Source organism: Prauserella shujinwangii (genome assembly GCF_003001955.1).
In the GTDB taxonomy this organism is placed as follows: Bacteria; Actinomycetota; Actinomycetes; order Mycobacteriales; family Pseudonocardiaceae; genus Qaidamihabitans; species Qaidamihabitans shujinwangii.
In genome coordinates this window covers 31674-45635 of record NZ_PVNH01000013.1, presented here as the reverse complement: position 1 = coordinate 45635, position 13962 = coordinate 31674, and the positions used below count along the sequence as shown (strand labels likewise).

General features: G+C 72.6%; 15 protein-coding genes. 11 read left to right on the top strand and 4 right to left on the bottom strand.

Translation table 11 applies throughout. The features are described from left to right. The first annotated feature begins 123 nt into the window (after positions 1–123). The 3 genes from B0I33_RS27090 (at position 124) to lon (ending at position 4403) form a co-directional block, all read left to right on the top strand. Positions 124–1050: a GNAT family N-acetyltransferase gene (locus B0I33_RS27090; RefSeq protein ID WP_106182060.1), complete on the top strand. Its 927-nt coding sequence runs from the start codon at positions 124–126 to the stop codon at positions 1048–1050. Between the two features lie 9 nt (positions 1051–1059). After that, positions 1060–1911: an SAM-dependent methyltransferase gene (locus B0I33_RS27085; RefSeq protein WP_106181835.1), complete on the top strand. Its 852-nt coding sequence runs from the start codon at positions 1060–1062 to the stop codon at positions 1909–1911. Positions 1912–2003: 92 nt separating this feature from the next. Continuing rightward, positions 2004–4403 (top strand): endopeptidase La, encoded by a 2400-nt coding sequence (gene lon, locus B0I33_RS27080; RefSeq protein WP_106181833.1) that lies wholly within the window; start codon positions 2004–2006, stop codon positions 4401–4403. An 88-nt stretch (positions 4404–4491) separates the two neighbouring features. Here lon and B0I33_RS27075 read toward each other — a convergent pair whose 3' ends face one another. Next, positions 4492–5136, bottom strand: a complete 645-nt coding sequence (locus B0I33_RS27075) for a DedA family protein (RefSeq protein WP_106181832.1) — start codon at positions 5134–5136, stop codon at positions 4492–4494. A 159-nt stretch (positions 5137–5295) separates the two neighbouring features. Between B0I33_RS27075 and B0I33_RS27070 the strand changes: the two genes are divergently transcribed. Next, positions 5296–6465, top strand: a complete 1170-nt coding sequence (locus B0I33_RS27070) for a sensor histidine kinase (RefSeq protein ID WP_106181830.1) — start codon at positions 5296–5298, stop codon at positions 6463–6465. Beyond that, positions 6456–7100, top strand: coding sequence for a response regulator (locus tag B0I33_RS27065; RefSeq protein WP_106181828.1), 645 nt, complete (start codon positions 6456–6458; stop codon positions 7098–7100). Before B0I33_RS27070 ends, B0I33_RS27065 begins: the two co-directional genes overlap by 10 nt. On the opposite strand, the gene B0I33_RS27060 is transcribed toward B0I33_RS27065, so the two are convergent. After that, positions 7097–7831 carry a ferritin-like domain-containing protein gene (locus tag B0I33_RS27060; RefSeq protein WP_106181827.1) on the bottom strand — a complete coding sequence of 245 codons (735 nt, stop codon included), beginning with the start codon at positions 7829–7831 and terminating at the stop codon, positions 7097–7099. The two genes, B0I33_RS27065 and B0I33_RS27060, sit on opposite strands and share 4 nt — an antisense overlap. 178 nt (positions 7832–8009) lie before the next feature. On the opposite strand from B0I33_RS27060, the gene B0I33_RS27055 reads away from it, so the two are divergent. Beyond that, the gene (locus B0I33_RS27055) at positions 8010–8576 is read left to right on the top strand and encodes a ClpP family protease (protein WP_106181825.1); all 567 of its coding nucleotides are present in this window, start codon (positions 8010–8012) and stop codon (positions 8574–8576) included. Between the two features lie 30 nt (positions 8577–8606). On the opposite strand, the gene B0I33_RS27050 is transcribed toward B0I33_RS27055, so the two are convergent. Further along, positions 8607–10073 carry an MFS transporter gene (locus tag B0I33_RS27050; protein ID WP_106181824.1) on the bottom strand — a complete coding sequence of 489 codons (1467 nt, stop codon included), beginning with the start codon at positions 10071–10073 and terminating at the stop codon, positions 8607–8609. A gap of 163 nt (positions 10074–10236) precedes the next feature. Between B0I33_RS27050 and B0I33_RS27045 the strand changes: the two genes are divergently transcribed. From B0I33_RS27045 to B0I33_RS27030, 4 genes are read left to right on the top strand one after another with little or no spacing between them, the layout of a single operon-like run. Continuing rightward, positions 10237–11313, top strand: a complete 1077-nt coding sequence (locus B0I33_RS27045) for an aromatic ring-hydroxylating dioxygenase subunit alpha (RefSeq protein WP_106181822.1) — start codon at positions 10237–10239, stop codon at positions 11311–11313. Further along, complete coding sequence (locus B0I33_RS27040; protein ID WP_181193480.1) at positions 11310–11486, top strand: hypothetical protein; 177 nt, start codon at positions 11310–11312, stop codon at positions 11484–11486. The genes B0I33_RS27045 and B0I33_RS27040 overlap by 4 nt, the downstream gene beginning before the upstream one ends. Positions 11487–11496: 10 nt before the next feature. Further along, positions 11497–12441, top strand: a complete 945-nt coding sequence (locus tag B0I33_RS27035; protein ID WP_106181821.1) for a PDR/VanB family oxidoreductase — start codon at positions 11497–11499, stop codon at positions 12439–12441. 8 nt (positions 12442–12449) lie between these two features. Then, a complete protein-coding gene (locus tag B0I33_RS27030; RefSeq protein ID WP_425440527.1) occupies positions 12450–13214 on the top strand; it encodes an IclR family transcriptional regulator in 765 nt (254 codons plus the stop codon). Positions 13215–13220: 6 nt separating this feature from the next. Here the strand turns inward: B0I33_RS27030 and B0I33_RS27025 are convergent, their stop codons facing one another. Continuing rightward, the gene (locus B0I33_RS27025; protein ID WP_106181817.1) at positions 13221–13589 is read right to left on the bottom strand and encodes a thioredoxin family protein; all 369 of its coding nucleotides are present in this window, start codon (positions 13587–13589) and stop codon (positions 13221–13223) included. Positions 13590–13665: 76 nt separating this feature from the next. Between B0I33_RS27025 and B0I33_RS27020 the strand changes: the two genes are divergently transcribed. Then, positions 13666–13920, top strand: coding sequence for a DUF2630 family protein (locus tag B0I33_RS27020; protein ID WP_106181816.1), 255 nt, complete (start codon positions 13666–13668; stop codon positions 13918–13920). The last annotated feature ends 42 nt before the right edge of the window (positions 13921–13962 follow it).

Here is a 13962-nt window from a genome sequence, read left to right as displayed (position 1 = left end):
TACCCGGCTCTGGGTGACGGGGTGACCGCGCCCGCGTGCCGGTCGCCCCGCGTAGTCGAGAGCCGAACCTCGTCGCCGAGGTGCCGTGACGCAGGTCATACGCCGTCCGGTTGGATGGACCGCATGGACACCGAGCACATCGCGAACATCACCGCCGAGCACGCGAAGCGGCTGCTCGCCGAGGACTCGCTGATCCCGCCGCCCACCTCCTGGGCTGGAGCCGGGGGCACGCTGCTCGGCACCGAGCACGCCGTCGCGCTGGCCACCCGCTCCGAGATCTCGCCCACGGCGGCGGAGGCACTGTGGCGCCCGCTGGTGGAGCACCGGCTCGACGTCCGCCTCGCCGGGTCCGACCCGGGCGCCCGGCTCGGGGAGCTGCTCGACGCGTGGGAACCGCACGTGCGCGAGTGCCCGCGCGGCGAGTGGGACACGGCGGCGATCGTGGTCCGGCCGAGCCGCGACACCGCGGGCACCGAGGAGCTCATCCGGCGCGGTTTCGCGCCGGGGAGGGTGATCGCCGTCCGCCCCGCCGACCGGCTGGGCGGCGGTCCGCCCGCCGTGCCGGGGGTGCGGATCCGGCGGGCCGAGTGGCGCGACCGGCCGACGGCTGTGCGGCTGCTGCTCGAGCTGCTGCGCTACGACGCGCAGTTCGGCCTGGTGACCCCGAGGGACGCCGCCGAGCGGGTGGTCACCGAGCAGGTGGACCGGGAGCTGGCGCAGCGGGAGCCGCAGCTGTGGATCGCGGAGCTCTACGGCGAGCCGCTGGGGATCGCGCAGCTGCAGCTGCCCCCGGCGTCGGACTGGGTGCGGGGCCAGGTCTCCGCGGGGCGCGTGGGCTACCTCACCTCACTCAACGTAGCCGAGCAGGCCCGCAGCACCGGTGTGGGCACGGCGCTGGCCGAGCACGCGCACCAGGTGTTCGACGAGGCGGGCGCGGAGGTCGTGCTCCTGCACCACGCCCTGGCCAGCCCGCGGTCGACGCCGTTCTGGTACGCGCAGGGTTACCGCCCGTTGTGGACCTACTGGTACCGCCGTCCGGCGGTCCGGTAGAACGGTGCGGTGACCGAGAGCAACGACGTGGCCCCTGAGGCGCCCTCCGGAGTCGACACCGAGCGGCCGTCCGCCGCCCGGGTCTACGACTGGTACCTGGGCGGGAACCAGAACTGGGCGGTGGACCGGGAGTTCGGCCGGAGAATCGAGCGCACCTTTCCGCCGATCAAGGAGCTGGCCACGCAGAACCGCAGATTCCTCGGCAGGCTCGTGCGGGCGGCGCTGGACGCGGGGATCCGTCAGTTCCTCGATCTCGGCTCCGGGGTGCCCACCGTCGGCAACGTGCACGAGATCGTGCGGGGGCACCTGCCGGAGGGCGAGCACGCCTCGGTCGTCTACGTGGACTACGAGCCGGTGGCCGTCGCGCACGCCACGGTGATCCTGGAACGGGACGGCGCGACCGACTGGGCCGGCATCGTGCAGGCCGACCTGCGTGACCCGGCGGCCGTGCTGGACCACGCCGAGACGCGGCGGCTGCTCGACTTCGCCGAGCCGGTGTGCGTGCTGATGATCGCGGTGCTGCACTTCGTCGGCGACGACGAGGACCCCACCGGGCTCGTCCGCCGTTACCGCGAGCGGCTGGCGCCCGGCAGCTGGCTGGCGATTTCGCACATGACCGGTGAGCTGGCGACGGGCGAGCAGGCGGAGCAGCTGCGCCGGTTCGTCGACATGTACCGGGGAACGAGTAACCCGATCTGGTTGCGCGACCGGGGTGAGCTGGAGCCGCTGTACGGCGGGTGGCCGCTGGTGGAGCCGGGGTTCGTGCACCCGGCCGACTGGCGGCCGGACGTCGAGCTCAACGGGCTGCAGCTGCGGGCGCGGCCGTTCGGCTGGTGCGGGGTGGCCGAGCGACCGCGCTGACCGGCGCTCGCTCACGGCGAACGGCGTGGGGGAATCCCCGCTCGCTCGGGAAGGTTGAGTCGGAGGTACTCAACTACTGAGGGAGCGATTCGATGAGTCAGACACAGCTCCTCCCCGTGCTTCCCCTCGACGACGACGTGGTGCTGCCGGGCATGGTGGCGCCGTTCGACCTGACCTCCGACGAGACCCGCGCCGCCGTGGAGTCGGCGCAGGCGCGGCAGCCGGGCGCGGTGCCGCTGCCCGGGATCCGGTCGGAGCTGCCGCGTGCGGCGGAGGTCCTGATCGTGCCGCGGCTGGACGGCGTCCTCGCCGACGTCGGCACGGTGGCCACGGTCGAGCGCGTGGGCCGCACTCCCGACGGCGCGTCGGCGGCCCTGCTGCGGGGCACGCACCGGGCCCGGCCGGGTGAGCCGGGCGCGGGCCCCGGCGCCGCCGCGTGGGTGCACGCGGAGACCCTGCCGGAGCCGTCCGACGCGCGCACGGCCGAGCTGGCCGGCGAGTTCAAGTCGATGGTGCTCGCGGTGCTGCGGCAGCGCGGCGGCTGGCAGCTGCTGGACGCGGTGCAGCGGATCGAGGACCCGTCGGCGATCGCCGACCTCGCGGGCAACGCGCCGTACCTGAGCGTGCAGCAGAAGCTCGACCTGCTGCGCACGGCCGACGTCTCGGAGCGGCTGGCGAAGGCGCTGGAGGCCACCAGGGCCTACCTCGCCGAGCTGGAGGTGACCGAGGGCATCCGCAAGGACGTCGCCGACGACATGGAGAAGCAGCAGAAGGAGTTCCTGCTGCGCAGGCAGCTGGAGGCGATCCGCAAGGAGCTCGGCGAGCTCGACGGCGGCGCCGACCGGGACGACTACCGCGCCCGGGTGGAGGCGGCCGACCTGCCCGAGCACGTGCGCGAGGCCGCGCTGGCCGAGGTGGACAAGCTGGAGCGCACGTCGGAGCAGTCGCCGGAGAGCGGCTGGATCCGCACGTGGCTGGACACGGTGCTCGACCTGCCGTGGCGGGTCCGCACGACCGACGTGCACGACATCGCGGAGGCGCGGCGCGTGCTCGACGCCGACCACGCGGGACTGGCGGACGTCAAGGAGCGGATCATCGAGTACCTGGCCGTCCGGCAGCGGCGCGCCGAGAGCGCGGCGGAGGTCGGCGGCAGGCACTCGGGGGCGGTGCTCGCGCTCGCGGGTCCGCCCGGGGTCGGCAAGACGTCACTGGGCGAGTCGGTCGCCAGGGCGATGGGCCGCGAGTTCGTCCGCGTGGCCCTCGGCGGGGTCCGGGACGAGGCGGAGATCCGCGGGCACCGGCGCACCTACGTCGGGGCGCTGCCGGGCCGGATCGTGCGGGCCATCCGCGAGGCGGGCGCGATGAACCCGGTCGTGCTGCTGGACGAGATCGACAAGGTCGGCGCCGACTACCGGGGCGACCCGACCGCCGCGCTGCTGGAGGTGCTGGATCCGGAGCAGAACCACACGTTCCGCGACCACTACCTCGAGGTGGAGCTGGACCTGTCGGACGTGGTGTTCCTGGCGACGGCGAACTCGCTGGAGACGATCCCGGGTCCGCTGCTGGACCGGATGGAGCTGGTGACGCTCGACGGTTACACCGAGCAGGAGAAGGTGACGATCGCGCGGGACCACCTGCTGCCCCGTGAGCTGGAGCGGGCCGGGATGAACCCCGGTGACGTGGTGCTCTCCGACGAGGCGCTGAGCCGCATCGCCGTGGAGTACACGCGCGAGGCGGGGGTGCGCGAGCTGAACCGGATGCTGGCGAAGGTGCTGCGCAAGGTCGCGACGCGGGTGGCGCTCGGCGAGGCCGCGCTGCCGATCCCGGTCGGCGACGGCGACCTGGTCTCCTACCTGGGCAGGCCGAGGCACGTGCCGGAGTCGGCGCTGCCCTCGGGTGCGCGGCGCACGGCGATCCCCGGTGTCGCGACCGGGCTGGCGGTGACCGGCGCGGGCGGGGATGTGCTGTTCGTCGAGGCGTCGCTCGCCGACGCGGAGACCGGTGGCACCGGGCTCTCGCTGACCGGTCAGCTCGGCGACGTGATGCAGGAGTCGGCGCGGATCGCGCTGTCCTACCTGCGGTCGCGGGGAGCCGAACTGGAGCTGCCGGTGGGTGATCTGAAGGACCGGGGTGTCCACGTGCACGTGCCCGCGGGCGCGGTGCCGAAGGACGGTCCCTCGGCGGGGGTCACGATGACGACCGCGCTGGCGTCGCTGCTGTCGGGGCGGCCGGTGCGGGCGGACGTGGCGATGACCGGCGAGGTGTCGCTGACCGGCAGGGTGCTGCCGATCGGCGGGGTGAAGCAGAAGCTGCTGGCCGCGCACCGGGCGGGCATCACCACGGTGGTGATCCCGGAACGGAACGAGCCGGACCTCGACGACGTCCCGGCCGGGATCCGGGAGCGGCTGGACGTGCGCCCGGTGTCGACCGTGCGGGAGGTCCTGGAGATCGCGCTGGAGCCCGCCGCCGCTCCCCTGGCCCACGCCGCCTGACCCCGCCACCTGAGCCCGCGGGGCAGTGAAGGCCACCTTCAGTGCGTTGAACGCAGTGAAGGTGGCCTTCACTGCTGTCCGGCGGGCGTTACTGGCGCTGGCGGGCGCCGCGCAGGCGGCTGACCACGAACCAGACGACCGCGAAGCCGACGGCGACCAGGACGATCGTCTGGAAGATGCCCGCGTAGGTCTCCACGACGTGCCAGTTCTCCCCCAGCAGGTAGCCGGCGACGACGAACCCGCTGTTCCACAGCAGGCTGCCCGCCGTGGTCAGCAGCAGGAACAGCCAGAACGGCATCCGCTCGATCCCGGCGGGCAGTGAGATGAGGCTGCGCACGAGCGGCACCATCCGGCCGAGGAACACGGCTTTCGTGCCGTACCGCGCGAACCACGCCTCCGCCCGGTCGAAGTCGTCGGTGGAGACGAGCGGGATGCGGCCGAGCAGCCGCCGGGTGCGCTCGCGGCCGAAGGTGCGCCCCACGAAGTACACGATGACCGCGCCGAGCACCGAGCCCAACGTGGTCCAGAACAACGCGCCCGCGAGGGTGAACGTGCCCTGGCTGGCGGTGAACCCGGCGAGTGGGAGGACGACCTCACTCGGGATGGGCGGGAACAGGTTGTCGAGCCCCACGGCGATCGCGGCGCCGGGTCCGCCCAGCGTCTCCATCAGGTCGACGACCCATCCGGACAGCCCGCCGAGGGGTTCGGCGGCTGCTGTTGCCAGCGTGTTCATAACGGCCTTTCGTGTTCGGTTGGCGACACACCGAACGTTACGAACCGGCCCGTCTGCCGACCATGAAGCGCGGCACCCGGTCCGCCGGATGGCTACCCCAGGGTGAAACTGTGGAAAACCTCAGTTCACCGGCTCGGGAGCGTCGCTAACCTCGGGGGCGTGCCCCAGCCCCGCCTCGACCGGCTCGCCGCGCTCGCCGTGCGCGGGAGCCGGGTGACGGCGGGCCTCGCCCTCGGTGGCGCCTCCGCGTTCGGCGAGTTCGCGTTCGCCGTGCTCGCCGCGCTCGCGGTGGCGGTGCCCGCCACGCGGCCCCGCGTTTTCGCCGTGGCCAGGGCGCTGGCCGGGTTCGAGCAGTGGCGGCTCGCGCGGTTCCTCGGCACCGAGAGCGCCTCGGGCTACTCGGGGCCGCGGGCGTTGCGCTATCTCGCGCTGCGCAGCGTGGTCGGTGGCCTCGGCGCGGGCGTCTTCCTGCTGATCCTGTGGGGCGCGGTCACCGGCGCGATCATGCTCTGGCAGCTGCTCGACGGGCAGCCGCTGGGCGGCGGCGATCCCGTCGGCACCGACCAGGACTGGTACGACCCGATCGTCGTGTTCCTGTTCGGCATCCTGCTGGTGTTCCTCGCCGTGCAGGGCCTGATCGGGGTCGCCGCGCTGGAGCGGCTGCTGGCGCGCCGGTGGCTGGGGCCGAGCGAGCAGGAGCGACTGCGGCGCCGGGTCTCGGAGCTGGCGACGAGCCGGGCCGCCGTCGTGGAGGCGGTGAACGACGAGCGCAGGCGCATCGAGCGGGACCTGCACGACGGGGTCCAGCAGCGGCTGGTGGCACTCGGCATGGTGCTCGGCAGGGCGCTGCGCGCGGAGGAGCCGGGCCGTGCCGGGGAGCTGCTGCGGCAGGCGCACGAGGAAGCCCAGCGGGCGTTGCGGGACCTGCGCGAGGTGACCTGGCGGGTGTACCCGGTGGCGCTCGACTCGGGCGGGCTGCACGTGGCGCTGGAGTCGCTCGCCGAGCGGTCGAGCCTGCCGGTTCGGCTGCGGTTCGACCTGCCTGCGCGGCCGGACACGGCGACCGAGACCGTGGCGTACTTCGTGGCGTCCGAGGCGGTGACCAACGCGGCCAAGCATGCCGGTGCGAGCCGCGTCGACATCACCGTCTCGGCCGGGGACGGCGCGGTGGTGGTGCGGATCACCGACGACGGGTGCGGTGGGGCGGTGCCGGAGGGCGGCGGGCTGTCCGGGCTCGCGCGCAGGGTCGCCGCCGCGGATGGGGAGTTCACTGTGGACAGTCCGGTCGGTGGGCCGACGACGGTGACGGCGGTGCTGCCGTGCGGGTGATCCTGGCTGAGGACTCGACGCTGTTGCGCGAGGGGCTGGTACGGCTGCTCGCGGAGGAGGGGCACGAGGTGGTGGCGGCCGTCGGCGACGGACGGGCTCTGGTCGAGGCCACCGCGGCGCACCGGCCCGACGTGATCGTCACCGACGTCCGGATGCCGCCGGGGCGAGGGGACGAGGGGCTGGTGGCGGCGCTGGAGATCCGCAGGCGGTGGCCGGAGATCGGGGTGCTGGTGCTCTCGCAGTACGTGGAGAAGCGGTACGCCACCGAGCTCATCACCGACGACGCCGGGCGGGTGGGTTACCTGCTGAAGGACCGGGTCGCGCAGGTCGGCGAGTTCCTCGACGCGCTCGAGCGGGTGGCGGACGGCGGCGCGGCGTTCGACCCGGAGGTGGTGCGCAGGCTACTGGCTCGCACCACGCACGTGGATCCGCTGGCTCGGCTGACCGCGCGCGAGCGTGATGTCCTGGAGAAGATGGCGCAGGGCCACACCAACGCCGGGATCGCCGCGCGGCTGTATGTCTCGCAGAGCGCGGTGGAGAAGCACGTGAACGCGATCTTCGACAAGCTGGAGATCGTGGCGGATGCCGGGTTCAGCCGCCGCGTGCTGGCGGTGCTTCGCTACCTGGGCTCCTAGCCGGGCGAGCAGGCCGGGACGGGCAGCCCCCGGCGGACGTCGCGGACCGTGCGGGCGAACAGCCGGATCGCGTCGGCGGCGAACCGGCGCCTTGGCACGCCGAGCCGGGCGAGCGCGGAACCGTGGTCGACGGCGACGACCGCCACCGCCGCCAGGTACAGCGCCCACCACGCCCCGCGCACCGCGGACCACAGCGCCGGGGACAGGTGGCCGTAGTCGGCGTGCAACCGCTGGACGTGGAAGGGGACGTGCCGCTCCTCGTCGGTGAGGACCCGGTCCGCGACCTGGGTGGTCAGCCGGTCCCCGGCGCCGTCCCGCAGGGCCCGGTAGTACCGCAGGGCGATCACCTCGGCGACGAGCAGGGTCATCAGTTCCAGCCGGAGGCCCAGCGCCCGCCGCACCGCGACGAAGGCCGTGTCCGTCCAGTGGCGGGTGATGGTCGGTGCGTCCGCCGCGCGGAGCAGCCGTGCGAGCAGGCGGGCGTGGTCGCGTTCCTCCGCGACGAAGAGCCGGACCGCCTCGGCGTAGTCGGCGTCACCCGTGCGCTCGGCGGCCCGGATCAGGTTCGCGCCGTCGCCGGACTCGCCGACCTGGAACCGCTGGAGGCTGCGGACGACCGCGGGGGAGAGCCCGGCGGCGCCCCGGGTCCAGTCCGGGTCACCTTCCTCTCGTCTCCGGCCGTCCGCGGCGCGGAACTCCCGCACCCACCCCGAGAACCACCGTGGGTCCATCTCGGACTCCTCCCTGCTCGCCGTCCACTACCAGATGGACGTTTCAGCGGGCCGGGCGTTGCGTTCCCGTCGTTCGCCGTCGGCGAGCACGTTACGCCGCAGGCGAATTCCGGCTCCGCGCCGACGGTTCCGCCGCTACCGTCGGCGGTAGTCCACAGGCGACCAATCGGAGGACGGAATGAGCGGTGGTCCGGCGACGCTGAACGACTCGGTGTACGAACGGCTGTTGCGGCAGCGGGTCGTCGTGCTTGGGCAGCAGGTCGACGACGACGTCGCGAACCGGATCACGGCGCAGCTGCTGTTGCTGGAGGCCGAGGACCCGTCCGCCGACATCTCGCTCTACATCAACTCGCCGGGCGGCGCGGTGCTCGCGGGGATGGCTATCTTCGACACCATGCGGCTGCTGGACTGCGACGTGGCCACGTTCGGCATGGGCCTGGCGGCGTCGATGGGCCAGTTCCTGCTCTCCGCGGGCACGCCGGGCAAACGGTACGCGTTACCGCACTGCCAGGTGCTCATGCACCAGCCGTTGGCCGGGATCGGCGGCACCGAGTCGGACATCCGCACGCAGGCCGAGTTGTTCCGGCGGAGCAAGCAGGAGCTGGCCGAGCTGATCGCCGGGCACACCGGCCAGCCGGTGGAGCGGATCCTGGCCGACTTCGACCGGGACCGCTGGTTCGACGCCGAGGGCGCCAGGGAGTACGGGTTCGTCGATCACGTCCTCGGGAGCGGTCCGCCCCGATGACAGCGAAGCGGACCGTTCCCGTGTGGACATTCAGGCCAGCTGCGGTCGCCGTTCACGCACGAGCAGGTACAGCAGGCCGGAGGCGAGCATGATGCCGCCCGCGACCCAGGTACCCACGGCCCAGCTGCCCGTGGCGTCCCGCAGCACGCCGCTGACCACGGGGCTGGCGACGGCTCCGATCTCGGACACCAGGTTGAGCATGCCGAACGCGGCGCCGCGCTGCGCGGCGGGCACGAGGTCGCCGGTGATCCCCTGCGCGATCGGCTGCAGCGCGTTGAAGAACAGCCCGGAGCAGAACAGGATCGTGCCGAGCAGCAGCAGTGAGGGCCGCTCCCCCGCGCCGATCGACAGCGCGAACGTGAAGACCAGCACCGAGTAGATCATGGTGAACGCCACCAGCAGCGGCTTGCGGCCGTAGCCGCGGCGCAGTGCCCAGTCGGCGAGCCAGCCACCCGCGGGGAAACCGAGGATGCCGGCACCGGCGTTGAACGCCGCCGTGAGTGCCGCCGCCAGCAGCGAACTGTTCGCCGCCTCGCGCACGATCTCCACCGACCAGAAGCTGAAGAACCACAGGTTCCACAGGATCGCGATGTAGGCGATGTAGATGATGACGATGTCGCGGCCGAGCAGGCTCGCGGCCTCGGGGGTCCGCCGCAGCCTCGTCACGATGATGCCGATGACGAGGACGGCGAGCACCCCGGAACCGATCGCCGTGCCCCAGGTGGGCCACCGCAGCTCGTCGGCGACCACGAACAGCAGCAGCACGGCGGCGAGCAGGGGCGCGGAGACGCCGAGCAGGCGCACCAGCGGCGGTCCGAGGTGCAGCCTGCCGCCGAGGTGGTGGTGGAAGAACCACCAGCAGCCGAGCGCGACGGCGACCGAGACGACCGCGAAGACCAGGAACGGCATGCGCCAGGCGCCGTCGCCGAACCCGAGTGCGGTGCCCCATTCGATGAGCAGCGGGGTGCAGATGATGCCGATGGTGAGACCGATCGACAGTCCGGAGATCACCACGCCGAGGCCGAGCGTGCGCCGCCTCGGCGGGGTGTTGTTGAGGATCAGCGTCCGGTCGTTGGAGTAGAAGACGCCCTCACCGAGGCCGGTGAGCACGCGCGCGGCGACGAACGCGATGAGCCCCACCACGATGCCGGACAGCGCCGTCATGACACCGGCCCACAGCAGCGAGAGCACGATCATCTCGCGGTGGCCGAACCGGTCGCCGAGCCTGCCGCCCGGGTACTGGGTGAGCATGTAGCCGGTGAAGAACAGCGAGCCGACGAGCCCGCCGAGCGCGCGCGGGTCGTTGGCCTGGCCGATGAAGCCGACCTCGTTGGCGAGCATCCAGCTCACCACGGGCCCGGTCAGCGTGCGGTCCGCGTAGCTGACGACCCAGCCCAGCAGCAGCGCCGCCCACAGTGCTCGGTACGGCCTGCCGGTGCCTTCGGCCCCCAGGAACGGAGTCTGCTGTGCCGACTCTGTCGGCTTGGGTCCTGTCATGGCGCGTCACGATGACAACCCGGCGCGGAAAACGCTCGCGGCGCGTTCCGGCGAACGGAACGGACAAAGTCTTTCAGGGACTGAAAACGGCCGTGGCCGGGCCCGGTCGCCGCCGCGCACAGTCAGCGCGGTTTCCCACCACGCATGCCAAGGAGCGACGTCGATGACGACAACGGCGACCTTTGCCCGTAACCAGTGGTACGTCGCGGCGTACAGCCGCGAGGTCGGCCGGGAACTGCTCGGCCGCACGATCCTCGGTGAGCCGATCGTGTTCTACCGCACGGAGTCCGGCGCTGCGGTCGCCCTGGCCGACCGCTGCGTACATCGCAGGTACCCGCTGTCGGAGAGCAGGTTGGACGGCGACACGATCGTCTGCGGCTACCATGGCTTCACCTACGACCGGTCCGGTTCGTGCGTGTTCGTGCCCGGCCAGTCCCGCGTCCCGCGCACCGCCCGGGTGCCGAGCTATCCCGTCGTCGAGCAGGACTCCTTCGTCTGGGTGTGGATCGGCGACCGGGACGAGGCCGACCCGGCGCTGATCCCGCGCGCGCCGTGGCTGGCCGATCCGGCCTACACCACGGTGTCCGGAATGGAGCCACTCGCCGCGCGGTACAGCCTGCTGGTGGACAACCTCATGGACCTGTCCCACGAGACGTACCTGCACGGCGGCTACATCGGCACGCCGGAGGTGGCGAACACGCCGATCACGACGGAGGTCGACGAGGAGAACGAGGTCATCTACGTCAGCAGGCACATGGCCGACGCGGAATGCCCCTCGTTCTACGCCAGGTCGACGGGTATCGAGGGGCGCATCACGCGGTGGCAGGACATCGAGTACCACCCGCCGTGCCTCTACCTGCTGCACAGCCGGATCGCGCCGGTGGGTGTGCTGCCGAACGACGACGGCACCGACCCCGACGCGTTCCACGTGGAGGTGGTCTACGCCATCACGCCGGAGACCGAGCACAGCACGCACGACTTCTGGGCGGTGGCGAGGGACTTCGCCCTCGACGACGAGGAGGTGTCGGCGTTCCTGGCGGAGAGCAACCGCACGGTGGTGCTGCAGGACGTCACGGCGCTGAACATTCTCGAGCGGGTGATCGAGGGCGAGCGCGACGGTTACCAGGAACTCAGCATCAACATCGACACCGGCGGGCTGGCCGCGCGCCGGTTCCTCAAGCGCATGATCGAACGCGGCGAGCGGGGCGCCGCGGCGCGGCCGGTGGCGGTGCGGTCGTGACCGACCGCGTCCCGATGCTGCGCGGCGACTCCGTGTACCGCATCCACTGGGTACTGGGCACCGACCGGCTGCTCGGCGTCTGCCACTGCGGCGCCGAGCACGAGTCGGACGACCCCGTCGAGCTGTGGGACTGGCTGCTCGCGCATCCCGAGCGGCACCCCGCCGGTGCGTGAAGGAGGCGCGATGGAGGAGCGCGAGCTCGTGCTGGCACACCGGGAGCCGGTGGCCGACGGGGTGGTGTGCCTGACGTTACGCGCCCCGGACGGCGGCCCCCTGCCCGCGTGGGCTCCCGGTGCGCATCTCGACCTGCTGCTGGCCGAGGGGCTGGAGCGGCAGTACTCGCTGTGTGGCGACCCGGCGGACACCGGCGCGTACACGGTGGCGGTGCTGCGCGAACCGGAGGGGCGGGGCGGGTCGGCGTTCGTGCACGACCGGCTCGCCGAGGGCGACACCGTGCGGGTGCGCGGCCCGCGGAACCACTTTCCGCTGGAAGCGTCGGCGCGCTACCTGTTCCTCGCGGGTGGCATTGGGATCACGCCGATCGTGCCCATGGTCGCCGAGGCCGAGGCGAGAGGCGCCGACTGGCTGCTGGTGTACGGGGGCCGGAGCCGGTCGTCGATGGCGTTCGCGGACGCGCTCGCGGCCGAGTACGGCGACCGGGTGCGCCTGCACCCACTGGACGAGTGCGGTCCGCTGCCGCTCGACGAGGTGCTCGGCACCCCGCACCCGGGCACGGCCGTGTACTGCTGCGGGCCGGAGCCGCTGCTCGCGGCGGTGGAACAGCGGTGCGTTGCGTGGGGTCCGGGGGCGCTGCACGTCGAGCGGTTCGCTCCGAAGGCGGATGCGGACGCGGGACCGCGGGTGGCGTTCGAGGTGGAGCTGGCCGTTTCGGGGCGGACGTTGCCCGTTCCGCCGGGGAGGTCGATCCTTGAGGTCGTCGAGGACGCCGGGGTGCCGGTGCTCTCGTCGTGCCGGGAGGGCACGTGCGGCACGTGTGAGACGGAGGTGCGCGCCGGAGTGCCCGACCACCGCGACTCGCTGCTCACCGACGAGGAGCGGGCCGCCGGTGAGACGATGATGATCTGCGTGTCGCGTTCGTGCGGCCCGCGGCTGGTTCTCGAGTTGTAGGAGTTCGGGTGGGCACAGTGGCCCGGGACACGCGGTCGGTGACGGCCAAGGTCCTCGCCATGCTCGAGGCGTTCACCCCGGCCACCCCGCAGCTCACCCTGAGTGAACTCGCCCGCAGGGCGGGCATCTCGCTGCCGACGGCGCACCGGCGAGCGGCCGAGCTCGTCGAGTGGGGCGCGCTGGAACGCGGCGCGGACGGGCGTTACCGCATCGGGCTGCGGCTGTGGGAGGTCGCCTCGCTGGCCCCGCGCGGGCTGCGGCTGCGGGACGTGGCGATGCCGTTCCTCGAGGACCTCTACGAGGTGACGCACGAGAACGTCCAGCTCGCCGTGCGGGAGGGGCTGGAGCTGGTGTTCGTGGAGCGGATCGCGGGCAGGCGGGCGGTGCCGGTGCTGACCAGGGTCGGTGGCCGGTTCGCGCTGCACGCCACCGGGGTCGGTCTGGTGCTGCTCGCGCACGCCCCCGCGGAGGTGCAGGAACGGGCGCTGGCCGCGCCGCTGCAGGCGTACACGGCGAAGACGGTCACCGAGCCGGACCGGCTGCGGGAGGTGCTGGCGGCCGTGCGGCGGAACGGCTACGCGGTCAGCGACGGGCAGGTGACGCTCGACGCCCTGTCGGTGGCCGCGCCGATCCGGGGCCCCGGGGACGAGGTGATCGCCGCGGTGTCGCTCGTCGTGCGGGCGGACACCGCGGCGCCCATCACGCTGGCTCCGCTGGTGCAGGCGGCCGCGCGCGGGATCTCCCGCTCGCTCGCGCCGGGCAGGGACCGCTGAGCGCGGTCACTCCCCCTGCTCCTGCTGCTCGGCGGCGGCCTTGACCTCGTTCATGTCCAGCTCCCGCACCTGCCGGATGAGGTCCTCGAGCGCGTCCTCGGGCAGGGCGCCGGGCTCGGCGTAGAGGAGCACCCGGTCGCGGATCACGGCGACGGTGGGGATGGACTTGATGTCGAACGCCGCCGCCAGCTGCGGCTGCGCCTCGGTGTCCACCTTCGAGAACACCACGTCCGAGTGATTCTCCGACACTCGCTCGTAGGTGGGTGCGAACTGGCGGCACGGGCCGCACCAGTCCGCCCAGAAGTCGATGAGGACGAACTCGTTGTCCGCCACGATCTGGTCGAAGTTGTCGGTGGTCAGCTCGACTGTGCTCATACCGGGGCAACGACGGACGGCCGATCCGCATTCCCGCGCGTACCGTGGCCGGTGCCGGACGAAAGGAGTCGAAGCGATGGCCGACGGGGCTGGCTCGGAAGAGATGATCGCCCGGATCGACGCGCTGATCGCCGAGGAGCACGAGCTGCGGGGGCGGGCGACCGGCAAGGGCCTGAGCGAGCGCGACCGGGCCCGGCTGCGCTCGCTTGAGGAGCAGCTCGACCAGTGCTGGGATCTGTTGCGGCGGCGGCGCGCCCGCGCGGAGTTCGGCGAGGACCCGGACACGGAGGAGCCGCGCCCGGTCAGCGAGGTCGAGTCCTACCAGCAGTAGTAACCAAGGGATGCGCAGGTCCGCCCCTGGGTCTACCGTGAT